General features: G+C 67.5%; 22 protein-coding genes. 8 read left to right on the plus strand and 14 right to left on the minus strand.

Annotated features, from left to right (window positions below; all coding sequences use genetic code 11):
* Positions 1-33 precede the first annotated feature (33 nt).
* The gene (gene der, locus Q8S38_RS14750) at positions 34-1455 is read left to right on the plus strand and encodes a ribosome biogenesis GTPase Der (RefSeq protein ID WP_305681186.1); all 1422 of its coding nucleotides are present in this window, start codon (positions 34-36) and stop codon (positions 1453-1455) included.
* Positions 1456-1586: 131 nt separating this feature from the next.
* Here the strand turns inward: der and Q8S38_RS14755 are convergent, their stop codons facing one another.
* The 11 genes from Q8S38_RS14755 to rpsF all read right to left on the minus strand — a co-directional run bounded on the left by Q8S38_RS14755 (position 1587) and on the right by rpsF (position 12819).
* Positions 1587-2327 (minus strand): SDR family NAD(P)-dependent oxidoreductase, encoded by a 741-nt coding sequence (locus Q8S38_RS14755; RefSeq protein WP_305681187.1) that lies wholly within the window; start codon positions 2325-2327, stop codon positions 1587-1589.
* Between the two features lie 157 nt (positions 2328-2484).
* A complete protein-coding gene (purF, locus tag Q8S38_RS14760; protein WP_305681188.1) occupies positions 2485-3957 on the minus strand; it encodes an amidophosphoribosyltransferase in 1473 nt (490 codons plus the stop codon).
* A gap of 45 nt (positions 3958-4002) precedes the next feature.
* A complete protein-coding gene (locus tag Q8S38_RS14765) occupies positions 4003-4686 on the minus strand; it encodes a CvpA family protein (RefSeq protein ID WP_305681189.1) in 684 nt (227 codons plus the stop codon).
* 106 nt (positions 4687-4792) lie between these two features.
* On the minus strand, positions 4793-6187 hold the full coding sequence (radA, locus tag Q8S38_RS14770) for a DNA repair protein RadA (protein ID WP_305681190.1): 1395 nt from the start codon (positions 6185-6187) through the stop codon (positions 4793-4795).
* A 162-nt stretch (positions 6188-6349) separates the two neighbouring features.
* A complete protein-coding gene (gene alr / locus Q8S38_RS14775; protein WP_305681191.1) occupies positions 6350-7480 on the minus strand; it encodes an alanine racemase in 1131 nt (376 codons plus the stop codon).
* Positions 7477-8964 (minus strand): replicative DNA helicase, encoded by a 1488-nt coding sequence (locus tag Q8S38_RS14780; RefSeq protein ID WP_305681192.1) that lies wholly within the window; start codon positions 8962-8964, stop codon positions 7477-7479. The genes alr and Q8S38_RS14780 overlap by 4 nt, the downstream gene beginning before the upstream one ends.
* A gap of 156 nt (positions 8965-9120) precedes the next feature.
* Entirely contained in the window at positions 9121-10176 is a 1056-nt protein-coding gene (locus Q8S38_RS14785) for a 2,3-butanediol dehydrogenase (protein WP_305681193.1), read from the minus strand.
* Between the two features lie 198 nt (positions 10177-10374).
* Positions 10375-10938 (minus strand): 50S ribosomal protein L9, encoded by a 564-nt coding sequence (gene rplI, locus Q8S38_RS14790; RefSeq protein WP_305681194.1) that lies wholly within the window; start codon positions 10936-10938, stop codon positions 10375-10377.
* Positions 10939-10974: 36 nt separating this feature from the next.
* Entirely contained in the window at positions 10975-11934 is a 960-nt protein-coding gene (locus Q8S38_RS14795; RefSeq protein WP_305681195.1) for a DUF2232 domain-containing protein, read from the minus strand.
* 165 nt (positions 11935-12099) lie between these two features.
* On the minus strand, positions 12100-12345 hold the full coding sequence (gene rpsR / locus Q8S38_RS14800) for a 30S ribosomal protein S18 (RefSeq protein ID WP_038367644.1): 246 nt from the start codon (positions 12343-12345) through the stop codon (positions 12100-12102).
* A 3-nt stretch (positions 12346-12348) separates the two neighbouring features.
* Positions 12349-12819, minus strand: coding sequence for a 30S ribosomal protein S6 (gene rpsF, locus Q8S38_RS14805; protein ID WP_305681196.1), 471 nt, complete (start codon positions 12817-12819; stop codon positions 12349-12351).
* Positions 12820-13166: 347 nt separating this feature from the next.
* Between rpsF and fabD the strand changes: the two genes are divergently transcribed.
* The 7 genes from fabD to gmk all read left to right on the plus strand — a co-directional run bounded on the left by fabD (position 13167) and on the right by gmk (position 19921).
* On the plus strand, positions 13167-14102 hold the full coding sequence (fabD, locus tag Q8S38_RS14810) for an ACP S-malonyltransferase (protein WP_305681197.1): 936 nt from the start codon (positions 13167-13169) through the stop codon (positions 14100-14102).
* A 41-nt stretch (positions 14103-14143) separates the two neighbouring features.
* A complete protein-coding gene (fabG, locus tag Q8S38_RS14815) occupies positions 14144-14881 on the plus strand; it encodes a 3-oxoacyl-[acyl-carrier-protein] reductase (RefSeq protein WP_305681198.1) in 738 nt (245 codons plus the stop codon).
* A 254-nt stretch (positions 14882-15135) separates the two neighbouring features.
* Entirely contained in the window at positions 15136-15369 is a 234-nt protein-coding gene (locus tag Q8S38_RS14820; protein ID WP_054207921.1) for an acyl carrier protein, read from the plus strand.
* 54 nt (positions 15370-15423) lie between these two features.
* A complete protein-coding gene (fabF, locus tag Q8S38_RS14825) occupies positions 15424-16695 on the plus strand; it encodes a beta-ketoacyl-ACP synthase II (protein ID WP_305681330.1) in 1272 nt (423 codons plus the stop codon).
* 195 nt (positions 16696-16890) lie between these two features.
* The gene (mltG, locus tag Q8S38_RS14830; RefSeq protein WP_305681199.1) at positions 16891-18270 is read left to right on the plus strand and encodes an endolytic transglycosylase MltG; all 1380 of its coding nucleotides are present in this window, start codon (positions 16891-16893) and stop codon (positions 18268-18270) included.
* A 118-nt stretch (positions 18271-18388) separates the two neighbouring features.
* Positions 18389-19270, plus strand: coding sequence for a YicC/YloC family endoribonuclease (locus Q8S38_RS14835; protein WP_305681200.1), 882 nt, complete (start codon positions 18389-18391; stop codon positions 19268-19270).
* Between the two features lie 6 nt (positions 19271-19276).
* Positions 19277-19921 carry a guanylate kinase gene (gene gmk, locus Q8S38_RS14840; RefSeq protein WP_305681201.1) on the plus strand — a complete coding sequence of 215 codons (645 nt, stop codon included), beginning with the start codon at positions 19277-19279 and terminating at the stop codon, positions 19919-19921.
* 9 nt (positions 19922-19930) lie between these two features.
* Here the strand turns inward: gmk and rsmA are convergent, their stop codons facing one another.
* The 3 genes from rsmA to Q8S38_RS14855 are packed head-to-tail and all read right to left on the minus strand — an operon-like array spanning position 19931 to position 24381.
* Positions 19931-20779 (minus strand): 16S rRNA (adenine(1518)-N(6)/adenine(1519)-N(6))-dimethyltransferase RsmA, encoded by an 849-nt coding sequence (gene rsmA, locus Q8S38_RS14845; RefSeq protein ID WP_305681202.1) that lies wholly within the window; start codon positions 20777-20779, stop codon positions 19931-19933.
* Complete coding sequence (gene pdxA / locus Q8S38_RS14850) at positions 20776-21810, minus strand: 4-hydroxythreonine-4-phosphate dehydrogenase PdxA (protein WP_305681203.1); 1035 nt, start codon at positions 21808-21810, stop codon at positions 20776-20778. The genes rsmA and pdxA overlap by 4 nt, the downstream gene beginning before the upstream one ends.
* A gap of 36 nt (positions 21811-21846) precedes the next feature.
* The gene (locus Q8S38_RS14855) at positions 21847-24381 is read right to left on the minus strand and encodes an LPS-assembly protein LptD (protein ID WP_305681204.1); all 2535 of its coding nucleotides are present in this window, start codon (positions 24379-24381) and stop codon (positions 21847-21849) included.
* Between the last annotated feature and the right edge of the window lie 56 nt (positions 24382-24437).

Consider the following 24437-nt stretch of genomic DNA (forward strand, 5'->3'; position numbering starts at 1 on the left):
CCGCCTCGGCGAAACAGGATTATCTGAACTGACATGACCGCCACCGTCGCCATCATCGGCCGCCCCAATGTCGGCAAGTCGACGCTGTTCAACCGGCTCGTCGGCAAGAAGCTCGCGCTCGTCGACGACCTGCCGGGCGTGACGCGCGACCGGCGCGAGGGTGAAGCCTCGCTCGGGCATCTGCGCTTCAAGATCGTCGACACCGCCGGTCTGGAAGAGGCCGATCCGGCCTCGCTCGCCGGCCGCATGCGCGCCCAGACGCAGACCGCGATCGACGAGGCTGACGTCATCCTGTTCATGATCGACGCCAGGCTCGGCCTGACGCCGATGGACCAGCCCTTTGCCGACCTGGTGCGAAAATCCGGCAAGCCCGTCATCCTGCTCGCCAACAAGGCCGAGGGACGGAAGGGGCTCGACGGCATCTTCGAATCCTACGCGCTGGGTCTGGGCGATCCCGTGCCGTTCTCGGCCGAGCATGGCGAGGGCACGTCGGACCTGCTGGAGGCGCTTGCGCCTTATGTCGATGTCGAGCCGGAGGAAGAGGAGCCCTTCGACGAGAGCTATGGCGACAAGAAATGGGTCGAGGCGCCTGCCGCCTTCGTCGACGAGGAGGCGGAGTACAACGACCCCAACAAGCCGCTGCGCGTCACCATCATCGGCCGCCCCAATGCGGGCAAGTCGACGCTGGTCAACCGCATGATCGGCGAGGACCGCCTGCTGACGGGCCCCGAGGCCGGCATCACCCGCGACACCATCTCGGTCGACTACGAATGGCGCGGGCGCCCGGTGAAGCTGTTCGACACGGCCGGCATGCGCAAGCGCGCCCGCATCGAGGAGAAGCTCGAGAAGATGTCGGTGCAGGATGCGCTGCGCGCCATCCGCTTCGCCGAGGTCGTCGTCGTGCTGCTCGACGCCACCATTCCCTTCGAGAAGCAGGACCTGACGCTGGTCGATTTCACCGAGCGCGAGGGCCGCACCGTCGTCATCGGCCTGAATAAATGGGACCTCGTCGCCGACAAGAACGGCCTGCTCGCCGAGCTGAAGGAGAAGGCGACGCATCTGCTCGCACAGGTGCGCGGCGTGCCGATCATCCCGCTCTCGGGGCTGGCTGGCGAGGGCATCGACCGGCTGATGCAGGCCGTGTTCCAGGCCTATGACGTCTGGAATCGCCGCGTCTCGACGGCCAAGATCAACCGCTGGCTCGAAGGCGTGCTCTCGGCCCATCCGCCGCCAGCCGTGGCCGGCCGGCGCATCAAGATCCGCTACATGACGCAGGCTAAGGCGCGTCCGCCGACCTTCGCGCTGTTCGGCAACCAGCTCGACCATTTGCCGGTGTCCTACACCCGCTATCTGGTCAACAATCTGCGCGAGGCCTTCGAGCTGCCGGGAACGCCCGTCCGCCTGCACACGCGCGGCGGCGAGAACCCCTACGACAAGAACAAGCGCGCGGGGTGACAACCCAGCGCGTCATTCTTGGGCGGAGCCCTCGGGTCCGATCTTCGATCGGCCCAAGGATAAACTCCACGCAGACCCGAGAATCTCCGGCAAGAGATGCTCGGGTCAAGCCCGAGCATGACGCCTGAGCCTCAGCCCGGCATCTGCGGCGTGAGCACCTTGCCCTGCGGGAAATCGAAGATCTTGCCGCTCTCGCTCCAGCCCGGCGAGGCGATCGCGACCAGATGCGGCGCCAGGTCCTCGGGCGTCTTCAGCGTCAGCGGGTCCTCGCCTGGCATCGCCTCGGCCCGCATCCGCGTGCGCAAGGCGCCAGGATTCACCATCATCACCTTGAGCGGAGTCGTCGCGGTTTCGGCGGCATAGGTGCGCCCCATCGCCTCGACCGCGGCCTTGGAGATCGAATAGGGCCCCCAATAGGCCAGGCATTTATGGGCGGCGCCCGAGGTCATCAGGATCACGCGGGCCGCGTCCGAGGCCTGCAGCGCCGGCTCGACCGATTTCAGCAGGCGCCAGTTGGCGGTGACGTTGGTGTCGAACACCTTGGCCCATTCCTTGGCCGAGGCATGGGTCAGCGGCGAGAGCGGGCCGAGGATGCCGGCATTGGCGAGCAGGATGTCGAGCTTGCCCCAGCGCTGCAGCAAAGCGGGGCCGAGCTTCTCGATCGCCGGCGCGTCGCCGAGATCGAGCGGAACCAGCGTAGCCGTGCCGCCGACTGAACGGATCTCGTCGTCGAGCTCTTCGAGTGCGCCGCTGGTGCGGGCGAGCGCGACGACATGGGCGCCGGCCTGTGCGAAGGCGAGCGAAGCCGCCCGCCCGATGCCGCGCGATGCGCCGGTGACGAGCGCGACGCGCCCGGAGAGAGGTTTGGTCATCGGCTTTGCGATCTCGCTTGGTTCAACCGCGTGTCATCCCGGACAAGCCGCGTAGCGGCGCTGATCCGGGATCCATGCCTGAACCGTGCCGGCATGGATCCCGGGTCTCCCTTCGGTCGCCCGGGATGACCCGCATCATAGGGTAGGGGGTATCGGTTCAGCCGGCCTCGGCCAGGAGCGAGATCTGCTGCTTGGCGCTCTCGCCGATCACATCGGTCAGCGAGGTCGGATAATCGCCGGTGAAGCAGTGATCGGTGAACTGCGGCCGGACCGGATCGCGCCGCTCATGCCCCATCGCGCGATAGAGGCCGTCGACCGACAGGAAGGCGAGCGAATCGGCGCCGACGAACTGGCGCATCTCCTCCAGCGAGTGGGTCGCGGCGAGCAGCTTCTCGCGGTCGGGCGTATCGATGCCGTAATAGTCGGGATGGGTGATCGGCGGGGAGGAGATGCGGAAATGCACCTCCCGCGCCCCGGCCTCGCGCATCATCTTCACGATCTTGAACGAGGTCGTGCCGCGCACGATCGAATCATCGACCAGTACGATGCTCTTGCCCTCGACGACCGAGCGGTTGGCGGAGTGCTTCAGGCGCACGCCGAGTTCGCGGACCTTCTGCGTCGGCTCGATGAAGGTGCGCCCGACATAGTGGTTGCGGATGATGCCGAGTTCGAAGGGAATGCCGCTCGCCTGCGAGAAGCCGAGCGCGGCGGGCACGCCGGAATCGGGAACGGGCACGATGACGTCGGCATGGGCCGGAGCCTCGGCCGAGAGCTGAGCGCCCATCGCCTTGCGGCGCTCATAGATGCTGCGGCCCTTCACGATCGAATCGGGGCGGGCGAAATAGATGTATTCGAAGATGCAGGGCCGCTCGGGCGTCGCCGGGAACGGCTTGTGGCTCTCGATCCCGTGCTCCGAAATCACCACGACCTCGCCATTCTCGACCTCGCGAATGAACTTGGCGCCGATGATGTCGAGCGCGCAGGTCTCCGATGTCAGGATCGGCGCGCCGTCGAGCTCGCCCAGGACGAGGGGGCGGATGCCGAGCGGATCGCGCGCGCCGATCAGCTTCTTGTTGGTGATGCCGACGAAGGCATAGGCGCCCTCGATCTGCCGGATCGCCTCGACGAAACGCTCGATGAAGCGCGGCTTGCGGCTGCGCGCGACGAGATGCAGCAGCACCTCGGTGTCGGAGGTCGACTGGTAGATCGCGCCGTCGCGCACGAGATTGCGCCGCAGCGTCAGGCCATTGGTCAGGTTGCCGTTATGGGCGACCGCAAAGCCACCGCCATGGAGTTCGGCGAAGAGCGGCTGGACGTTGCGCAGGATGGTCTCGCCCGTCGTCGAATAGCGGACATGGCCGACGGCCTGATTGCCCTTGAGCTTCTCGATCACCGACGCTTCGGAGAATGCGTCGCCGACGAGCCCGAGGCGGCGCTCCGAGTGAAAGCGCGCGCCGTCGAAGGTGACGATGCCCGCCGCCTCCTGGCCACGGTGCTGGAGCGCATGCAGGCCGAGCGCTGTCAGTGCGGCGGCGTCGGCATGGCCGAAGATGCCGAACACGCCGCATTCCTCCCGCAACCGATCGGCATAGGGGTCGAAAGCGGCCTCAGTCTCGGTCTTCGAGATCATCGTAAGGCTCCATGCGTCGCGGACGGGTCGGTCCTTACACGCCAATTAGGGACGAGTCGGGGCGGGCGTCGTCGGGCGGGTGGCGTCGATGGCGCGCTGCAGCGCCTGGCGATCGGTGGCGTTGGGCACCTCGGTGCGGCGCTGGGGCTCAGTGCCCGGCGTCGCCGGCTGGCGCGGCTCCTCGGCGGGGGCCTCGGTCGGCTCGGCGCCGGTCTTGGGCTTCAGCAGGTTCTTGATGAAATCGGCGTTGACGTCCTGCGGCAGCATCGTCAGCAGCGAACGCCCGGTTTCTTCCAGCATCGGCTTTGCCTTGGCGTCCTTGGCCCAGGCCGGCATGTTCTTGTCGCCCATCAGCGCGGCGAAGAAGAGATAGCCGATCACCGCCAGCAGGACGCCGCGGCCGGCGCCGAAGACGAAGCCGAGCGTGCGGTCCAGCGCGCCGATTCGCGAATCGAGCACGAAATCGGAAATCCGCGCGGTCAGCAGCGAAACGACGATCAGCGTCAGCAGGAAGAGGGAGGCGATCGAGGCGATCAGCGCGATCGTCTCGTTGGGGATGTACTGCTTCAGGACCGGCAGGAGTTGCGGGTGGAACACCCAGGCCACGGCGGCGGCTGCCGCCCATGAGGCGATGGCGAGCACCTCGCGGGTCAGCCCGCGAACGGCCGCCAGCAAAGCCGAGATCAGAACCACGCCGATGACGACGAGATCGAGAATGGTCACAGGCATGGATGAGCCGCTTCGTTATGGTCTCGGAATGGCCTGCAACAGATGGGCTGGCCGCGTCGCGTTTGCTATACGCGCTCGCGCCCTCTGCGTCACTATTGCGACGATCTCAATTCTCACCCTTGCGCGGCGCCCGCGCGGCAATATCGGCAACGAGTTCCGTGACATGGCCAAAACGCCTGAGGTTCAGCCCGCTGCCGTCACCGGCATCGGCGCCGCCCGAGGGCATCAGGGCCGCCTCGAATCCGAGCTTTGAGGCTTCGCGCAGCCGTGCCGCCGCCACGGAAACCGGACGGATCGCCCCCGACAGCGCGATTTCACCGAAATAGACCGATTCGGGTGGCAGAATGGCGCCGGTCAGCGAGGAGACCAGCGCGGCGGCAACGGCAAGATCGGCGGCGGGCTCGTTCACCCGCAGGCCGCCGGCAACGTTGAGATAGACGTCGTGCTGTCCCAGCCGCAGCCCGCCATGCGTTTCGAGCACGGCGAGCACCATGGCCAGCCGGCTGTTGTCCCAACCGACGACGGCGCGACGCGGCGTGCCCAGTGAGGTCGGCGCGACCAGCGCCTGGATCTCCACCAGCACAGGCCGCGTGCCCTCGACGCCTGCAAAGACGGCGGCGCCCGGCGCGGCCTGGTCGCGCCCGGCCAGGAACAGCGCCGAGGGGTTGGTGACCTCCGATAGGCCCATGCCCGTCATCTCGAACACGCCGATCTCGTCGGTCGCGCCGAAACGGTTCTTCTGGCCGCGCAAGATGCGGAAGGCATGCGCGCCTTCGCCCTCGAAGGAGAGCACGGCGTCGACCATGTGCTCGACCACGCGCGGCCCGGCGATCTGCCCGTCCTTGGTGACATGGCCGACCAGGATCAGGCAGGCGCCGCTGGTCTTGGCGTAGCGGATCAGCGCCTGCGCCGATCCGCGCACCTGCGTCACCGTTCCGGGCGCGCTCTCGACCTCGCCCGACCACATCGTCTGGATCGAATCGATCACCACCAGGGCAGGGCGGTTGCCCTGGCCGAGCGTGGCGATGATGTCCTCGACATTGGTTTCGGCCGCGAGTTCCACCGGCGCCTCGGCCAGACCCATCCGCTCGGCGCGTAAGCGGACCTGCCCGGTCGATTCCTCGCCCGAAACATAGACGACGCGCCGTCCCGACAGCGCGAGCGCCGCGCAGGCCTGCATCAGGAGGGTCGATTTGCCGATGCCGGGATTGCCGCCGATCAGCAGCACCGAGCCCGGTACGAAGCCGCCGCCGGTGACGCGGTCGAGTTCGCCGATGCCCGACACGATCCGCGGTGAATCCTGCGTGTCGCCCTTGAGGCTCTCGAGCGCGAAGACGCGGCCCCGCGCCTTGCCGCCGGCGCCGCGCGCACCGGTCACCGGTGCCGCCTGGGCCTCCTCCGACAGCGACGACCAGGTGCCGCAGGCGTCGCACTTGCCCTGCCAGCGATGATAGACCGCGCCGCATGCTTGGCAGGTATAGGTGGGGCCGCGCTTGGCCATTAGGCGATGGCCCCGCGCATCCATCTGCCGCCGTCATCCCGGACAAGCGGCGCAGCCGCGCAGCTCCTGGATCCATCGGAGGGCTCCGGAGCTCTACGATGGATCCCGGAGCTGCGCTTCGCTCCGTCCGGGATGACGGCGCGGGTGACCAGAGCAGTCATCTCAAACCCCGACATAGCGCCGCGCATGGCGGCGGCCGAGGCTGGTCAGGATCTCGTAGCCGATGGTCTTGGCCCCCGCGCCGACGACGTCCAGATCGAGCGGGCCGCCGATCAGCGTGACCGGGTCGCCCCGCTTCACCGACGCCGCGGGTAGGTCCGTGACGTCGAGAATGACCAGATCCATCGAGACCGTGCCGACGAAGGGGCACACCACGCCATCGACGATCGCGCTGCCGCCCGGGCTGGCGTCGGTGCCGCTCGCATTGCGCGGGTAGCCGTCGGCATAGCCGAGGCAGATCGTGGCGAGCCGGCTGTCGCGCCTGGCCGTCCACCGCCCATTATAGCCGACCTGCGAGCCGGCCCGGACGTCGCGCAGCTGCAGCACGCGCGAGGTCAGTCCGACGACCGGCCGCATCGGATTGGGCCGGCCAGGGGTCGGGTTGCCGCCATAGAGCGCATAGCCGGGACGCGTCAGCTGGTAGGACGGGCAGTCGCTCAGGAAATGCCCCGAGGAATTCTTCAGTGAGGCCGGGATGCCGGGGAAGGACGCGGCGATGGCGGAGAAGGCGGCCATCTGGCGCGCATTGGCCGGGTCCGCCTCGTCTTCAGAGGAGGCGAAATGGCTCATCACCAGCCCGATGCCGGCAGCATCGATTTCGGATCGCAGCGCCGCGATCGCGCCTGGGCCATCGCTCGCCGAGAGACCGAGGCGGTTTATCGCGGTGTCGAGATGCAGGGCCGCCGGCCTGACTGAAGCCCCGCTGGCGCGAAAGCCCGCCCATTCCCGCAACTCCTCGGCCGAACCGAGCACCGGCGACAGATCATGCGCGGCATAGCGTTCGCCGCTGCCGGGCAGCAGCCCGTTGAGGATGTAGATCGTGGCGTCGGGCGCTACGGCGCGGGCCCGGATGCCCTCGGAGAGATGCGCGACGAAGAAGCTCTTGCAGCCGGCGGCGGCGAGCGCGGTCACGGCCGGCTCGATGCCGAGTCCGTAGGCGTTCGCTTTGACAACGGCGGCGGCCTCCGTTCCCGCGCGGGCCTGGAGCGCGCGCCAGTTGGAAACGAGCGCCCCGAGGTCGATCGTCAGGATGGTGCCGCAGGTATCGGCGTCGGGCGTGTCGAAGGCGCTCATTCGCGGTCCGGGAGTCGCATTTCATCGGCGCGGTCGGAGAAGCGCGTCACTTCGGCGTCGAACTGCAGGGCGATCGCGCCGGTCGGGCCATGGCGCTGCTTGCCGATGATGAGTTCGGCGACGCCATGGGCGGCCTCCATCTCGATCTGCCACTTGTTGTGCTCTTCGGTGCCCGGCCGCGGCTCCTTGCCCTTGAGATAGTATTCGTCGCGATAGACGAACATCACCACGTCCGCGTCCTGCTCGATCGAGCCGGATTCACGCAGGTCCGACAGCTGCGGCCGCTTGTCGTCGCGGCTCTCGACCTGGCGCGAGAGCTGCGAGAGCGCGACGATCGGCACGACCAGTTCCTTCGCCAGCGCCTTCAGGCTGGTCGTGATCTCGGTCAGCTCCTGCACGCGGTTCTGGCCGTTCTTGTTCGAGCCGGAGAGCAGCTGCAGATAGTCGATGAACAGGACGTCGAGACCCTTCTGGCGCTTGAGGCGGCGGGCGCGGGCAACGAGCTGGGCGATCGAGATGCCGCCGGTCTGGTCGATATAGAGCGGCAGCTTCTCAATCTGTGCCGCGACGTCGGTCAACCGGGCGAAATCGGCCTCGGTGATGCGGCCCTGCCGGATCTTGTAGGACGAGATGCCCGACTGCTCGGCGACGATACGCGTCGCGAGCTGGTCGGCCGACATTTCCAACGAGAAGAAGGCGACGATGCCGCCATCGACGGTCTTGATCGTGCCGTCGGTCTGGCGCTCGCCACGCCAGGCCTTGGCGATGTTGAAGGCGATGTTGGTGGCCAGCGAGGTCTTGCCCATGGCCGGGCGGCCGGCGAGCACGATCAGGTCTGACGGCTGCAGGCCGCCCATGCGCTGGTCGAGGTCGCGCAGGCCCGACGAAATGCCCGACAGGCCGCCGGCGCGCTGATAGGCTTTCGCCGCCATGTCGATGGCGGTGTAGAGCGCATTATCGAATTTCTGGAAGCCGCCCTCGTAGCGTCCCTTTTCGGCGAGTTCGTAGAGCTTGCGCTCTGCCTCCTCGATCTGCTCGCGCGGCGGCGCATCGACCGGAGAATCATAGGCGACATTGACCAGATCCTCGCCGACGCCGATCAGCTGGCGGCGGATCGCCAGGTCATAGACGGTGCGGCCGTAATCGCCGGCATTGATGACCGTCGTCGCCTCCGCCGCGAGGCGGGCGAGATATTGCGAGGCGGTGATGCCGCCGAGATCGATCTCGCCGACGAAGGTCTTCAGCGTGATCGGCGTCGCGATCTTGCCGGCCCGGATCAGGCTCGAGCTCAGCTCGAAGACGCGCTGGTGGATCGGCTCGAAGAAATGGTCCGGCAGCAGAAAGTCCGAGACGCGGTAGAAGGCGTCGTTGTTGACCAGGATCGCGCCCAGCAGCGCCTGTTCGGCCTCGATGTTGTGAGGCTGGACGCGATATTCGGCCTCGCGGGTTTCGAGGCGGGTGACGAGGGCGGTTGCTGTGGCCATGGCCTTCGATAGGTCAGAATCGCCCCGCGGCGGAACGGGAACAAATAAGGAACGCAAGAATTAGGCGGAACTCTGCCCGCTGTCCACAGCTTTGGCCCCCGATCGCCGATCGTGGGCCAGTTCCTTGCTTCGGCAGGGCGCCCCTGGACGCTGGCTTCAATGAGGCGGCTGGACCAGGATCTTGATGTGCTGCTTGTCATGGACGAGCGCTTCGAAGCCCTCCGAGACGATGTCGTCGAGCGCGATGCGCTTGGTCACCAGCGAATCCGCCTGGAAGAAGCCCTTGGTCATCAGCGTCATCACGGCCGGGAAGATATCGCGATAGGCGATGATGCCCCGGACCACGCGCTCCTTGAGCACCACGGTGTTGGGCTGGAAGGCGGCCTCCTTCTCCCAGATCGAGACGATCACGGTTTCGCCTTCGTAATGCGTCGCCTCGATGCATTGCTGCAGCACTTTGGGCACGCCGGTGACTTCGAAGGCGACATCGACGCCGCCGGTCGTCAGGTCTCGAATCGTGGCGACCGGGTCGTCCTTGGAGGGGTCGGTGACGGTCGTCGCCCCGAGTTCGAGCGCCTTGGCGCCGCGCTCGGCGGAGAGTTCCACGACATGGATCGCCGCAGCGCCGGCGACGCGCAGCGCCTCGACCAGGAGCAGCCCGATCGGCCCCGCCCCGAAGACGGCCGCGGTGCCGCCCGCCTTGAGGCTGCTGAGCCGCACCGCATGCAGCGCGACGGCGGCCGGCTCGACCAGCGCGCCCTGTTCGAAGGAGAGGCCCTCCGGCATCACATGCACCATGCGCTCATCGACGACGGTGTGGCAGGCAAAGCCGCCGCCGCCGCCCGACAGGCCGTGAAATCCGAGCTTGTCGCAGAGATTGTACTTGCCGCGTCGGCAGGCCTCGCAGACGCCGCACGCCAGGATCGGCTCGACGACGACGCGGTCCCCGAGCCGGATACGCGTGACCTTGGCGCCGATCGCGACCACCTCGCCGGAAAACTCGTGCCCCATGACGATCGGGGCGCGGTCATGGCTCAGCGGGTGCGGCTGGTCGACGGGAATGAAGATCGGGCCGGCGAGGTACTCGTGCAGATCGCTGCCGCAAATGCCCGCCCAGGCGACCTTGATCTTGACCTGCCCGGCCGCCGGCTGCGGTTCGGCTACCTCCTCGACGCGAATGTCGTGGGCTTTGTGCCAGCATGCGGCTTTCATCGGCGTCGGTCCTTTGCGTCACCCCAGCGCGCCTCTCATGCCGCGGGCAGGGGCGCCGCGCCTTGATCTCGCGCATGAGACGACCCCCGATCGCTCCGCTGTTGCGATGACCGAGCCGGGCCCGATCGCGCTCACGAAAAAGGGCGCCGCGAATGCTCGCGGCGCCCTCAAAGTCAGGCCGGAACGGCCGTGCTGATCTCAGCGGTCGTCTTCGCCGGCTTCGGCCAGGGCCGCGCCGACCTCGAGGCCGAGATCGTCGAGGTCGAACGCCTCGCGGGCGGTGACGTCCTCACCGCGCACCTGGCGCTCGGCTTCCTGGGCCGAACGGGCGATGTTGACGGTGACGGTGACCGAAACCTCCGGATGCAGCACGACCGGGATCGTGTGCAGGCCGAGCGTCTTGATCGGCGCGTTCAGCGTGATCTGGCTGCGGGCGACGTGGAAGCCCTCGGCGACCAGCGCCTCGGCGATGTCGCGGGTCGAGACCGAGCCGTACAGCACGCCGGATTCACCCGACTGGCGCAGCATCACGACGCTCAGGCCGTCGAGCGTCTCGGCGACCGACTCGGCCTCCGACTTCAGCTCGAGGTTGCGGGTCTCGAGCTCGATCTTCTGGCTCTCGAAGCGCTTGCGGTTCTCCTCGGTGGCGCGCAGCGCCTTGCCGCGGGCAAGCAGGTAGTTGCGGCCGAAGCCGTCGCGGACGCGGACGACTTCGCCCATCTGGCCGAGCTTGGCGACGCGTTCGAGCAGGATCACTTCCATGGTGTTGTCTCCTTTGAGAGCGGTTCGTGTGGACTGTCAGGCCTTGGGAGGCGGGGGCGGCATCGCAGCCCGCTTGCGCAGGCCGAGAAGGGTGTCGAGAATTCCGGCGAGCGCCAGCAGCGGGGTCAGGACGGCCTGCATCACGACGAGCGCGACGTAGATGCTGACCAGCATCGGGGTGCGCCAGGCCTGGCCGCGCGAGAGGTCGTGCAGCATGGCGAGCCCCGTGAAGGTGAAGCTGACCAGAAGCGCCCCGACCAGAGCCACGCCAGCCAGCCCGACGAAGCCGTCGAACGTGGCAACCGCCAGCCCGGCGACCATCAGCAGCAGCGCCTGGCGCGGCAGGCTCGTCAGGGGGATGAAGGGCCAGGGCCTGGGCAGACGGCCCGAGAGCTGCACCGTCTTGGCCGCGAGCCAGAGATTGGCGGTGATCGTGCTGATGACCGAGGCGGCGATACCCAGAGGCACCGCCCGCACGAGCAGCGGCGTGATATTGGCGGCGAGTTCGGCCTGGGTGGTCCCCTCCGCCAGGGTCAGCACCCGGCTGCGCACCATCTCCGCCAGCAGATTCTCGACGATGCGCGCGATCACGGCGCGATACGCCTCGTAATCGGTCGTCATCATCAGCGCGCTGGCCACCGTCGCGACCGTGGCCGTGCCGGCCATCCAGAGCATCAGACGGCCGAGCGGATACCATTCGGTGGCGCCTTCGCCATCGGTGCGGGCCAGCAGTGCGAGATAGGCGATCCACCAGGCCGGCAGCGCGATGATCAGCGTGAACGCGATGCCGGCAGGCACGCTGAGCGCGATCGACACCGCAACGGCGCCGGCGCCGACGGCAAACAGCCCGGCGCGGTGGTTCCAGCCGAGGGCGGCGATGAAGATCGGGAGGGGGGCGGCCGAGTACAGCAGCACGGCCAGCGGCGATCCGGTGATCACCACTGAGAAGAGCAGAGCCGCTACGAGGCCCGCGCCGATGCCGACGACCGGAATCATTCTTGTGTCCTGCTGTCCCGCTGCTCCCGGGCCTGAAGGGCCGGGCAGGGTGAGAGGCGTTGGCCTCAACGAACCCGATGGAGTTTCACCACCGGGCGACTGGGTAGGCGAGAGAGTCAGAAAGCTGGTGGCGAGGGCTCGCCACCAGCCATGGATCAGTTCCGCTCAGCGGATGACGTAGGGCAGCAGGCCGAGGAAGCGGGCGCGCTTGATCGCCTGGGCGAGTTCGCGCTGCTTCTTGGCGGAAACCGCCGTGATGCGCGACGGCACGATCTTGCCGCGCTCGGAGATGTAGCGCGAGAGCAGGCGCACATCCTTGTAGTCGATCTTCGGGGCGCCCTCGCCCGAGAAGGGGCAGGACTTGCGGCGGCGGAAGAAGGGGCGGCGTGCGCCAGCAGATGCAGTCGACATGGCTCAGGCCTCCGCGCCGGTCGTTTCGGGAGCAGCTTCGTCGTCGCGACGCGGACGGTCGCGACGCGGGCCGCGATCGCCACCGCGGTCGAAGCGATCACCGCCGCCGGGACGGTCGAAGCGGTCGCCCCGCTCGCCACGATCATCGCGGTCGCGCTTCTGAAGCATGGCCGACTGGCCTTCCTCGAGCTCTTCGACGCGGATGGTCATGAAGCGCAGCACGTCTTCGTTGATGCGCATCTGGCGCTCCATCTCGGCCACGGCGGCCGAGGGGGCGTCGATGTTCAGCAGCGAGTAATGCGCCTTGCGGTTCTTCTTGATGCGGTAGCCCAGCGACTTGACGCCCCAGTACTCGATCTTGGGGACCGAGCCGCCATTCGCCTCGATGATGCCCTTGAACGTCTCGACAAGGGCTTCGACCTGCTGCGCGCTGACGTCTTGTCGCGCGAGCAGAACATGCTCGTACAATGCCATGGTTGGCCTTCCTCGTTTCACCCTGTTTCGTTCGGCGCGGAGCCCTCCGAGCCCTGGATAAGGCCCGACAGGATTTCATCGAAGGCGGAGACACGGGATGACGGCTCGAAGAATGAGCCTGCAGCGCGGTCTCTTGTTGATTTGAGACGGCGCTGCCATCCGTTCAGCCTCCGGCCGAACAAACAGGAGGCGGTGGTTACAGGCAGAGCGTCCGGTATGCAACCAAAATCGGCTCCTGGACGGTCTTTGCGGCGCGTTCATTGTGGCTTCACGCTTGACTTGGCCCGCAAGGCAGTGTGACAGCGCGGTGAATCCGCTCAAATCCTTTGAATTCGAAGGCTTGCCGAATGACGACCGCGTACATCTTCCCGGGGCAGGGCTCTCAGGCCGTCGGCATGGGCAAGACGCTGGCCGCTGCGTTCCCCGCGGCCCGTGCCGTGTTCGACGAGGTCGATGCGGCACTGTCGCAGAAACTCTCGACGCTGATGTTCGAGGGCCCTCTCGACGAACTGACCCTCACCGCCAATGCCCAGCCCGCGCTCATGGCCGTCAGCCTGGCCGTCATCCGCGTGCTCGAGGCGGAAGCCGGCCTCGACTTGAAGCGCGATGCCGCTTTCGTAGCCGGCCATTCGCTCGGCGAGTACTCGGCGCTCGCCGCCGCGGGAACCTTCAGCATTACCGACGCCGCGCGCCTCCTACGCATCCGCGGCGACGCCATGCAGAAGGCGGTTCCGGCAGGCGAAGGCGCGATGGCGGCCCTGCTCGGCGCCGAATTCGATCTGGCAAAGGCGATCGCCGCCGATGCGGCGCAGGGACAAATCTGCGAGGTCGCCAACGATAATGGCGGGGGACAGGTCGTGCTCTCCGGCGCCAAGGCCGCGATCGAGCGCGCCATTGCGCTTGCCGGAGAACGTGGTGTCAGGCGCGCCATGCTTCTGCCGGTTTCCGCGCCTTTCCATTGCACGTTGATGCAGCCGGCCGCGCAGGCCATGCAGGCGGCGTTGGCCGAGGTGGCGATGCAGCCGCCCGTCGTTCCCGTCATGGCCAATGTCGGCGCCGCACCGCTGGTCGAGCCCGACGCCATTCGCGCCTCGCTGGTGGCGCAGGTCACGGGCACGGTGCGCTGGCGCGCCTGCGTCGAGGCCATGACGGCCGCCGGCGTGACGCGGTTCGTCGAAGCCGGCAGCGGCAAGGTTCTGGCCGGGCTGGTGAAGCGGATTGCGCCGGGCGCCACGCCCATGTCGGTGGGAACGGCCGAGGATATCGTCGGTCACAAGCCCTGAAAGGGCATCAAGAACGGCCGAATGCCGAAAGGGAGAGACGGATGCTTGATCTGACGGGCAAGAAGGCCCTGGTCACCGGCGCGACCGGGGGTCTGGGTGGGGCGATCGCGCGTGCATTGCATGCGCAGGGCGCCACGGTGGCGTTGTCGGGCACGCGGGCCGAGGCGCTCGAGGCCCTGGCCGCCGAACTCGGCGAGCGCGTCGTGATCACGCCCTGCAACCTCGCCGACAAGGACTCGGTCGAAGCGCTGGTTCCGGCGGCCGAGGAGAAACTCGGCGGCCTCGACATCCTCGTCAACAATGCCGGGGTGACGAAGGACAACCTGTTCGTGCGTCTCAAGGATGAGGATTGGGACAGCGTCATCGCGATCAATCTGACGGCCGCGTTCCGGCTCTCGCGCGCGGCGGTGAAGTCGATGATGCGTCGCCGCTATGGCCGCATCGTCTCGATCGGCTCCGTGGTCGGCACCAGCGGCAATCCGGGACAGGGCAACTACGCGGCCTCCAAGGCGGGGTTGATCGGCATGTCCAAGGCGCTGGCCGCCGAGGTCGCCAGCCGCAACATCACTGTCAACGTCGTCTCGCCGGGCTTCATCGAGTCGCCGATGACGCAAGGTCTGACCGACAAGCAGCGTGAGGGCATCCTCTCCGACGTCCCGATGGGGCGCCTCGGCTCCGGCGCCGATGTGGCGGCGGCCGTCGCCTTCCTCGCTAGCACCGAGGCGGGCTACGTGACCGGGCAGACGCTGCATGTCAATGGCGGAATGACAATGATCTGAATGGCTTGCGAAGGTTTCCGTCGAGATTGAACCTTCGCTGCGACGCACTCGCCAGTCCCGATTGCCTGTGTTAACTAGCGCCGTCGGGCGGCAATGCGGACCCCGGGGGACTTGACGGGAACCCGGTTGTTGCGTTTGTGCAGGCTTCGAGTTCCGGCCCGTCCACACCGTCAGGCGTGGTGGGATTCAGGAGTGACGGTCCCTCTCTGCGGCGCGATCGCGTGCTGCGTGTTTAATCTTTAAGGAAAAGTCCCATGAGCGATGTCGCCGAGCGCGTGAAGAAGATCGTGGTCGAGCATCTCGGCGTCGAGCCGGAGAAGGTCGTGGACGGCGCGAACTTCATCGAGGACCTCGGGGCCGACAGCCTCGACACGGTCGAGCTCGTGATGGCGTTCGAAGAAGAGTTCGGTGTCGAGATCCCCGACGATGCGGCCGAGACGATCGTGACGGTCGGCGACGCCGTCAAGTTCCTGTCCAAGACCGCCTGATCGATCGCTTCGTCGATCGCTGCAGAAAGCGCCATGGTTTCACGCAGTCTCCCGATACGACGTGTCGTCGTGACCGGTCTTGGCATGGTGACCCCGCTTGCCAGCGGCGTCGAAGCGACCTGGTCTCGTATTCTCGCCGGCGCCAGTGGCGCCGGCCCCATCACAAGCTTCGACTGCAGTGACCTGCCGGCGCGCATCGCCTGCAACATCCTGCGCGGCGATGGCACCAACGGCACCTTCAATCCCGATGACTGGATGGAGCCCAAGGAGCAGCGCAAGGTCGATGACTTCATCGTCTTCGCCATGGCCGCCGCCAAGCAGGCGCTGACCGACGCCAACTGGAAGCCGGAGACCTACGAGGACCAGATCGCGACCGGCGTCGCCATCGGCTCGGGCATCGGCGGCCTCGGCGGCATCTACGAAGGCTCGATCCTCCTCAAGGAGCGTGGCCCGCGTCGGCTTTCGCCCTTCTTCATTCCCGGCCGGCTGAGCAACCTCGCCGCGGGCTATGTCTCGATCGAGCATGGCCTGAAGGGCCCCAATCATTCTGTCGTGACCGCCTGCTCGACGGGCGCCCATGCCATCGGCGACGCTTCGCGCATGATCGCGCTCGGCGATGCCGACGTGATGCTCGCCGGCGGCGCCGAATCGGCGATCAACCGCCTCGGCATCGCCGGTTTCTGCGCCTGCCGCGCGCTCTCGACCGATTTCAACGAGACGCCGGAGAAGGCGTCGCGCCCCTATGACAAGGACCGCGATGGCTTCGTCATGGGCGAGGGCGCCGGCGTGCTCGTGCTCGAGGAGCTGGAACACGCCTTGGCCCGCGGTGCGCGCATCTATGCCGAGGTTGTCGGCTACGGCATGTCGGGCGACGCTTATCACATCACCTCGCCGGCCGAGGATGGCGACGGCGCCTATCGCTGCATGCAGGCGGCGTTGAACCGGGCCGGCATCACCGCGTCGGACCTCGACTACATCAACGCCCACGGCACCTCGACGCCGCTCGGCGACGAGATCGAACTGCGCGCGGCCGAGCGCCTGCTCGCCAACTCGCCGCGCAAGCCGGCCATGTCGTCGACGAAGTCGGCGACCGGGCACCTGCTCGGCGCAGCCGGTGCGGTCGAGGCGATCTTCGCGATCCTGGCGATCCGCGACCAGATCGCGCCGCCGACCATCAATCTCGACAACCCGTCCGTCGAGACCGATCTGGACCTCGTTCCGCATGTCGCCCGCAAGCGGAAGATCGATGTGGTCCTGTCGAATTCCTTCGGCTTTGGCGGGACCAACGCGTCGCTGGTGATGCGCCGTTATGTCGATGGGGCCTGAGAGTCCGGCCACAGCGCGCTTTCGCCATAATCCTCGGTAGAGTGCGCTGCTCCTGCAGGAACGCGATTTTCCTTTCACAGGCGTCGTGAATCCGGTTCTAATATGCGACGAACGGCCGATCGTGCCGGTGCGTCGATCATTGCGTCTGGCCACCATGCGTTCTGTGATGAAGTCGAAAATGCGAGCGCTACAGCCGTGAACCAATCGCCCCGCGTCGCCCCCAAGAGCCCAAGCGAGGCGTTGAAGCCGGTGGCCCCGCCTGCGCCGCCGCCCAAGGCGCGCCGCCGTCGGCGCAGCAGCCCTTTCATCGCGATGATGAGCGGCCTGTTCACGGCGCTGCTGGTGATCGGCGGCCTGATGGGGGCCGGGATCGCGATGGTCGGCAGCCAGAGCCGCGCACCGGGTCCGCTCGCCAGCGATCGCGTCCTGATCATCCCCAAGGACAGCGGCCTGACCGATATCGCCGATCTGCTCCAGCGCGAGGGCATGATCGACCATCCCTGGTCGTTCCGCATTTCGGCTCTGGTCAGCGGCAACTGGACCAAGCTCAAGGCCGGCGAATATCTGTTCAAGGCGCGCGCCAGCCAGGCCGAGATCCTCGACATCATCGCAGACGGCAAGGTCGTCGAACACTCCATCACCGTGCCCGAAGGGCTGACCAGCGAGCAGATCGTGGCGCGCCTGCGCGAAAACGAACTGCTGACCGGCGACATCATCCAGGTGCCGCGCGAGGGGTCGATCCTGCCCGACACCTACAGGATTCCGCGCGGGTTCAGCCGGCAGGCGATCATCGACCGGATGACGCGCGACCAGCGCGCCGTTCTGGCCCGTATCTGGGAGCGCCGGCCCGCCGACCTGCCGATCAAGACGCCGCAGGAACTCGTCGTTCTGGCTTCGATCGTCGAGAAGGAGACCGGTCGCGCCGACGAGCGGCCGCGTGTTGCCGGCGTCTTCATCAACCGTCTCAACCGCAAGATGCGGCTGCAATCCGATCCGACGATCGTCTACGGCCTCGTCGGCGGCAAGGGCACGCTTGGCCGCTCGATCCTTCGCACCGAGATCACCCAGCCGACGCCCTACAACACCTATGTCATCGACGGGCTGCCGCCGGGGCCGATCGCCAATCCCGGACGCGCGGCGATGGAGGCGGTGGTCGCGCACTCCCGCACCAAGGACCTCTATTTCGTCGCCGACGGCAGCGGCGGCCATGCGTTCGGCGAGACGCTCGAACAGCACAACCGCAACGTCGCGCGCTGGCGCCAGATCGAGGCGGCGCGCCGTGACCCTGGTAAGCCGCCTGCGGAGGCCTCTGTCGACAAGGTCGAGCCGCCGGCCGCGCCCGATACGCGCTCGGAGGCGCCGGCTCAGCAGCCCGCTGACAGCGGTGCGATCGAGACCTGGCCCGTGCCCGGCAATCGCCGTGCCGGCGCGGGCCCGCAACAGCAGGGTGCGGCTCTGGCCGGGGGCGTGCGTGCGCGCGCCTTCGATGCGTCGGAGGGCACGCCGCGAGACCCGCTTTTGAACAAGACCTTCGACCTCAATTCCCCCAAGGCGATTCCCGCGCTGCGGCCCTGATCGGGCCTCGCGCCGTGCCACCATCCCCAGCCGGGTGAACGGGGCAGGCTCCGCGCACTTGCTCCGCAATGGCCCCGCCACTACGGTCCGGCCGCGTCGCGGGGCGGAGACAGATCGCATGGCAATCGAGAGCATGACGGGCTTCGCCCGGGCGGCCGGCACGGTGGGCATCCATGCCTGGGCCTGGGAGATCCGCAGCGTCAACGGCCGCGGTCTCGACATCCGCGTGCGCGTGCCGCCCGGCTTCGAGGTGCTGGCGGAGGCCGCGCGCAAGCAGCTGACCGGCGCCTTTGCCCGCGGCACCCTCCACGTCAATCTTCAGATCACCAGCGATGCCGGTCCGCCGCGACCGCGCATCAACGAGGCGGCGCTCGCCGCGCTGCTGCAGGCGATCGCGCGGCTGCCCGCCTCCGAGGCGGTGCGGCCGCCTTCCTATGACGGCCTGCTCGCCATCCGGGGCGTCGTCGAACTCGCCGAAGAGGGCGAGGACACGCTGGCCGTGGTCGAGGCGCCGGTGCTCGCAGGGCTCGAATCGGTCGTGATTGCCCTCAAGGACGCGCGCGCCGCCGAGGGGCGCGCGCTTGAAGGCCTGCTGACGGGCCATCTCGAAGCCATCGCCGGGCTGGCGAGCCAGGCCGAGCACCATCCGGCCCGCGGCGTCGAGGCCATTCGCGAGCGGATCGCCGCCCAGATCGGCCTGCTGCTGGACGCCAGCCAGGCGCTCGATCCGCAGCGCCTGCATCAGGAGGCCGCGCTGCTGGCGGTGAAGGCCGATATCCGCGAGGAGATCGACCGGCTGCAGGCCCATGTCGCGGCGCTGCGGCTTTTGCTCGAGCAGGGCGGCCCGATCGGCCGCAAGCTCGATTTCCTGTCGCAGGAGTTTGGCCGCGAGGCCTCGACGCTCTGCGCCAAGGCGGGCGATGCCGGGCTGTCGCGCATCGGTCTCGAACTGCGCACCGTGGTCGATCAGATGCGCGAGCAGGTTCAGAATGTGGAGTGAGTGCTGATGGCCGATGTCGCGCGCCCGGCCCGTCGTGGGCTGATGTTGATCTTGTCGTCTCCCTCCGGCGCCGGGAAGTCGACGCTCACCCGCAATCTCAAGACCGAGACCAATCTCGACCTCTCCGTCTCGGTGACGACGCGCGCCAAGCGCGCTTCCGAGATCGACGGGGTGCATTACCGCTTCATCGACAGGCCGGACTTCGACCAGATGAAGCAGCACAACGAACTGCTGGAATGGGCCGAAGTCCATGGCAATGGCTATGGCACCCCCCGCAAGGAGGTCGAGGCGTCTCTGGCGGCGGGCCGCGACGTGCTGTTCGACATCGACTGGCAGGGCACGCAGCAGATCGTGGCGAAGGCCCGCGCCGACGTGGTGACGATCTTCATCCTGCCGCCCTCGATGGCGGAGCTGCGCTCCCGGCTGGTGCGCCGGGCCGAGGACGCACCCGACGTCATCGCCAAGCGCCTGGCGAATGCGCGCGACGAGATCGCGCGCTGGAACAAGTACGACTACGTCATCGTCAATGACGATCTTCAGGCGGCTTATGAATCGGTCAAGGCGATCCTGATCGCCGAACGCCTGAAGCGCGAACGCGCAACGGGGCTGTCGGCTTTCGTCGCGGGGCTGCTCGAGGAACAGCTGCCTTGACAGCGCTGGTCACAGGCGCGCCGCCAGCGTGTTGGCGAGCCTGACGAAACCGCCGACCGGCACCTCCTCGGCCCGGGCCGTCGGCGCGAGGCCCGCCGCCTCGATCCAGTCGCCGGGCTCCGCCAGCACGGCCTTGAGGCTCTGGCGCAGCATCTTGCGGCGCTGGCCGAAGGCCGCGAGCGTGATCCGCTCCAGCAGGCGCCGGTCGCAGGGCTCCGGCTGCGCCCGCGGCACCAGCTGCACCACCGCCGAGGTGATCTTGGGCTGAGGCACGAAGGCGCTGCGCGGCACGTCGAACAGGATCCTGGTCTCGCAGCGCCAGTTGCAGAGCACGGCGAGGCGGCCGTAATCGGCCCGCTGCTCCGGCGTCGCCACGATGCGCTCGGCGACCTCGCGCTGGAACATCAGGGTCAGCGAGGTCCACCAGGGCGGCCAGGCCTCGCCGCTGAGCCAGCCGACCAGCAGCGGCGTGCCGATGTTGTAGGGCAGGTTGGCGATGATCCGCGCCGGTTGGCCGTCGAGATGATCAGACAGGTCGACCGCCAGCGCATCGCCGTCGACGATGTCGAGACGGCCGGGATAATGCGCCGCGATCTCCTCCAGCGCCGGCAGGCAGCGCCGGTCGCGTTCGACCGCGATGACGCGTCCCGCGCCGCCGGCCAGCAGCGCCCGGGTCAGCCCGCCCGGCCCAGGCCCGATCTCAACGACGGTCTCGCCGTCCAGCGGGCCCGCCGACCGGGCGATCCGCGAGGTCAGGTTGAGATCGTAGAGGAAATTCTGCCCCAGCGATTTCTGCGCCATCAGGCCGTGGCGCTCGACCACCTCGCGCAGGGGCGGCAGGGTATCGATCTGGCTCATCTCGGCGTCCGTTGCTGCTGGGCGACCATGCGCGCCGCCAGCTTGAGTGCCGCGATCAGGCTGTCGGGTCTCGCGATGCCCCGGCCGGCGATGTCGAAGGCCGTGCCGTGGTCGGGCGAGGTGCGGATGAAGGGCAGGCCCAGCGTGACATTGACGCCTTCGTCGAAGGCGATCGTCTTGATCGGGATCAGCGCCTGATCGTGATACATCGCCAGCGCGCAGTCATAGCCGGCCCGCGCCCGGGCATGGAACATCGTGTCGGCCGGGTAGGGGCCGGTCGCGTCGATGCCGAGACGGCGCAGCGCGTCGACCGCCGGACGCACGATGGCGGCATCCTCATGGCCGAGTGCGCCATCCTCGCCGGCATGGGGATTGAGCCCCGCCAGCGCCAGCCGTGGCACCGCGATCCCGAAGCTGCGCGTCAGCCCTTCCGCCACGATCCGCCCGGTTTCGACAATCAGTTCCGTCGTCAGCAGATCGGGAACCCGCCGCAGCGGCACATGGATCGTCACCGGCACGACGGCGAGTTCTTCGCACCACAGCATCATCACGGGCAACGGCGCCGTGCCGCCCTTGGCGGCGAGGTGGGCGAGGAATTCGGTATGGCCCGGATGAGCGAAGCCTGCCGCATAGAGCACCGATTTCGCGATCGGGTTGGTCACGACCGCACCGGCGTGACCGTCCTGCACGGCAGCGACCGCGCGCGTGATCGCCGCGATCGTACCGGCTGCCGTCTCAGGGTCAGGGCGCCCGGGCTCGACATGCGTCGTCTCGACGAGCGGGATCACCGGCAGCGCGTCACGGAAGCAGCGCCCGGCCTCGTCCCAGCCGCAGGCGGCCAGCGGGATGTCGAGCGACAGCCGCCGCGACAGACGTGCGAGGTGGTCCAGATCGGCGATGCAGGCGAAGGGCGGCAAGTCGAGCGCATCGCGGCGCTGCCAGGCGAGCAGCGCCAGCTCGGGTCCGATGCCGGCCGGGTCGCCCTGGGTCAGGGCAAGCGGCGGTAGCGGCATGTCGACCTCCGCGCGCATCGAATGATCCCTGTCGCCGGGGCGCCGCAATCGGCCTCAGCGGCTCGCGGTCACGCCGTCGCCCACGGTCGATCCGTCGAGATTCTGCTGATAGCTGATCTCGCCGAGCGTGCGCAGTTCGAGCCGGAACATGACGGTCCGGGTGTCCTTCGTCGCCCCGGACTGCCGGTCCGCATAGCTCTGCGAGTAGCTGACGTCGAACACCGTGCATTCGTCCGTGTAGTTGATGCCGAAAGACGTCGACGCCGTCTGGAACAGTCCCGTATCGACGTATTTCGGCACGGCGACGGTCGAAGGCGAGGCCTGCCAGGCGGTCCACTGCGCCGACCGCAGCTCGCGATCGTATTTGTACTTGTCGAGGTCGAACAGCACGCCTGCGCGGACACGCCAGTTCGGCGTCACCAGAAGCGAGCCGTTGAGCGACAGGCCCTCGCGGCGACGGAAGATGCCGAGGTTGGGCTGCGGCTCGTAGCGCCCATAGCCGACGGAGGTCGTGACGACGCTTGTCGCGTAGGTCGCCGCGGCGTCGATCCGCTGCGTCTCGTAGGTCGTCGCGTTCAACCGTGTCGCACCGGTGAAAAACAGCCCCTTCATCGGCGAGAACTGCGCGCGCGCGACGATGTCGGAGGTGTCCGTCTCCAGCCCCGAATCGAGGCCGGTATTGACGAGGTCCCCGGAAGCGAAGGAGTTGCGTCCCCCCAGATGGTAGGACTGGCCGATCAGCAGGTTGGCGAAGCCCTCCTTGCCGAAGCGCCCGGTATAGAGCGCGCCGACATTGGCGCGCGTGCCGCCTTCGACGCGGTCATAGCCGGAGAACTTGCCGCTCCATTCGAACAGGTTGTTGGCATCGAAGACCAGGCTCTGCGAATCCTCGTTGGCGACGCGCAAGCTGTTGGTTTCGTTGGGGCGCGCGACGATCTGCGCGACCGGCTCGATGATATGCGTGCCCCAGGAGGTCTTGGCCACGAAGGGGTAGCGATACATCAGGCCGATCGCGGGCATCGCCCGCCCGAAGACCTCGTCGGAGGTGTCGGCGATCGTCCGAACATTGCTGTTGGGATAGCCGGTCGTGTCCGGGTTGACCGAGAAGATGTCCGCCCGCACCGAGGCGTAGGGCGTCCAGACCTGCCCGATCGGATCGATGATGTTGCGCCGCCAGGACACTTCCGCCGTGGCCCGCGCGACATTGCCGGCCAGGCCGCGAACCAGGCAGGTGTTCTTCTGGTAGACGGCGCAGCCATCATACAGCGAATAGCCCGTGCCGCTGCTCGTCGTCCCGCTGACCAGGAAGGCGCTCTGCTGGGGCAGTTGCTGGAACGCCGCCGCGTCGCGCGTCAGATGGGTGACGTTGGCATTGAGGGTGATCTCGCCGCCCAGAAAGCTCGGCTTATGAATGCGCTTGTTGTAGTCGATCACCGGCAACACGACCGGCTGCTGCTTTTGCCAGTCGGTCGAGGTCAGCGGCTGGAAGTAATAGCCGCGCAGATCGAACCAGCCGGTCGGGGTCTGGCCGTTCAGATAGGCCGTGGAGATGACCTCCTGCAGATAGGTCGTCGTGCTGATGCTCTCGTTCAGGATGCGGTAGTTCTTGTAAAACCAGCGATCCGTCGACATCGAGGCGTTCCAGCCGAACGTCCAGCGCGGATTGATGAAGAACTTGCCGTTGGTCTCGACCGAGCCGCGGAAATCGTCGTCTCCGGCGCCCAGGGGGGATGCCAGAAACGCGGATTTGTCTTGCTGGAAGATGCCCGATGCGCGGATCGTATAGGAGCCGTTCATGACGCGATGACGCCACTCGACCTGGCCGAGCAGGCCCTGCCGGGTCAGATAGGTCGGCGTCACCGTCAGATCGTAGTTCGGTGCCAGGTTCAGGAAGTAGGGCAGGCCGATCCCGTAGCCCAGCGCGCCGGTGTTCAGGAACTTGGGCGACAGGAACCCGGATTTCCGCTTCACCGTCGAATCGGGGCCGGACATATACGGGATATAGGCCAGCGGCACGCCGGCGAACTCGAGCCGGGCCTCCTCGTAATAGATCGTCTGCTCGGCCTTCTTGTGGATGATGCGCGCCGAGCGGACCTGCCAGAGCGGCGGCCGCTCCGGGTTGTCCTTGCAGGGCTCGCAGGCCGTGTAGATGCCCTTCTCGAAGATAAAGGTCTCGCCGTCGGTGCGCTCGGCCCGCGGGGCGCTGAAGCGCGTCTTGTCCGGGTTCACCACCCGCAGCGAATCGATGAAGCCGTCGCGGAAATCGTCGGTCAGATTGAAGCGGTCGCCGGTGATGACGGTGCCGTTCGCCTCGGTGATGCGGGCATTGCCGGTCGCGATCACGCGCTTGCCGGCCTGGTCATAGGTGACCTTGTCGGCCTCGATGGTGCGGCCCTGATAGAGGATCTGCACGTCCCCGACGGCGGAAACGGTCTTCTTGTCGTTGTCATAGACGAGTTCGCGCGCGTCGACGACCATGCGGTCCTGCGGCTTGGCCGCCGGAGGCGTTTGCGCGAAAGCCGTCCCGGACGCGACCAGGACATAGGCGAGGCTCGAGGCGAGGGCGGTCGCCGCGGCAAATCGCGCCATGCGTGTCACGCCCGGAACCATACGCTCAATCCTAAATTAACCATAGGCACAGTACG

This window comes from Allobosea sp., assembly GCF_030695125.1.
In the GTDB taxonomy this organism is placed as follows: Bacteria; Pseudomonadota; Alphaproteobacteria; order Rhizobiales; family Beijerinckiaceae; genus Allobosea.

What these genes read in the sequence shown, in the direction of transcription:
- der (WP_305681186.1), top strand. Translation starts at nt 34, where the DNA reads ATGACCGCCACCGTCGCCATCATCGGCCGCCCCAATGTCGGCAAGTCG.
- Q8S38_RS14755 (WP_305681187.1), bottom strand. Translation starts at nt 2,327, where the DNA reads ATGACCAAACCTCTCTCCGGGCGCGTCGCGCTCGTCACCGGCGCATCG.
- purF (WP_305681188.1), bottom strand. Translation starts at nt 3,957, where the DNA reads ATGATCTCGAAGACCGAGACTGAGGCCGCTTTCGACCCCTATGCCGAT.
- Q8S38_RS14765 (WP_305681189.1), bottom strand. Translation starts at nt 4,686, where the DNA reads ATGCCTGTGACCATTCTCGATCTCGTCGTCATCGGCGTGGTTCTGATC.
- radA (WP_305681190.1), bottom strand. Translation starts at nt 6,187, where the DNA reads ATGGCCAAGCGCGGCCCCACCTATACCTGCCAAGCATGCGGCGCGGTC.
- alr (WP_305681191.1), bottom strand. Translation starts at nt 7,480, where the DNA reads ATGAGCGCCTTCGACACGCCCGACGCCGATACCTGCGGCACCATCCTG.
- Q8S38_RS14780 (WP_305681192.1), bottom strand. Translation starts at nt 8,964, where the DNA reads ATGGCCACAGCAACCGCCCTCGTCACCCGCCTCGAAACCCGCGAGGCC.
- Q8S38_RS14785 (WP_305681193.1), bottom strand. Translation starts at nt 10,176, where the DNA reads ATGAAAGCCGCATGCTGGCACAAAGCCCACGACATTCGCGTCGAGGAG.
- rplI (WP_305681194.1), bottom strand. Translation starts at nt 10,938, where the DNA reads ATGGAAGTGATCCTGCTCGAACGCGTCGCCAAGCTCGGCCAGATGGGC.
- Q8S38_RS14795 (WP_305681195.1), bottom strand. Translation starts at nt 11,934, where the DNA reads ATGATTCCGGTCGTCGGCATCGGCGCGGGCCTCGTAGCGGCTCTGCTC.
- rpsR (WP_038367644.1), bottom strand. Translation starts at nt 12,345, where the DNA reads ATGTCGACTGCATCTGCTGGCGCACGCCGCCCCTTCTTCCGCCGCCGC.
- rpsF (WP_305681196.1), bottom strand. Translation starts at nt 12,819, where the DNA reads ATGGCATTGTACGAGCATGTTCTGCTCGCGCGACAAGACGTCAGCGCG.
- fabD (WP_305681197.1), top strand. Translation starts at nt 13,167, where the DNA reads ATGACGACCGCGTACATCTTCCCGGGGCAGGGCTCTCAGGCCGTCGGC.
- fabG (WP_305681198.1), top strand. Translation starts at nt 14,144, where the DNA reads ATGCTTGATCTGACGGGCAAGAAGGCCCTGGTCACCGGCGCGACCGGG.
- Q8S38_RS14820 (WP_054207921.1), top strand. Translation starts at nt 15,136, where the DNA reads ATGAGCGATGTCGCCGAGCGCGTGAAGAAGATCGTGGTCGAGCATCTC.
- Q8S38_RS14835 (WP_305681200.1), top strand. Translation starts at nt 18,389, where the DNA reads ATGGCAATCGAGAGCATGACGGGCTTCGCCCGGGCGGCCGGCACGGTG.
- gmk (WP_305681201.1), top strand. Translation starts at nt 19,277, where the DNA reads ATGGCCGATGTCGCGCGCCCGGCCCGTCGTGGGCTGATGTTGATCTTG.
- rsmA (WP_305681202.1), bottom strand. Translation starts at nt 20,779, where the DNA reads ATGAGCCAGATCGATACCCTGCCGCCCCTGCGCGAGGTGGTCGAGCGC.
- pdxA (WP_305681203.1), bottom strand. Translation starts at nt 21,810, where the DNA reads ATGCGCGCGGAGGTCGACATGCCGCTACCGCCGCTTGCCCTGACCCAG.
- Q8S38_RS14855 (WP_305681204.1), bottom strand. Translation starts at nt 24,381, where the DNA reads ATGGCGCGATTTGCCGCGGCGACCGCCCTCGCCTCGAGCCTCGCCTAT.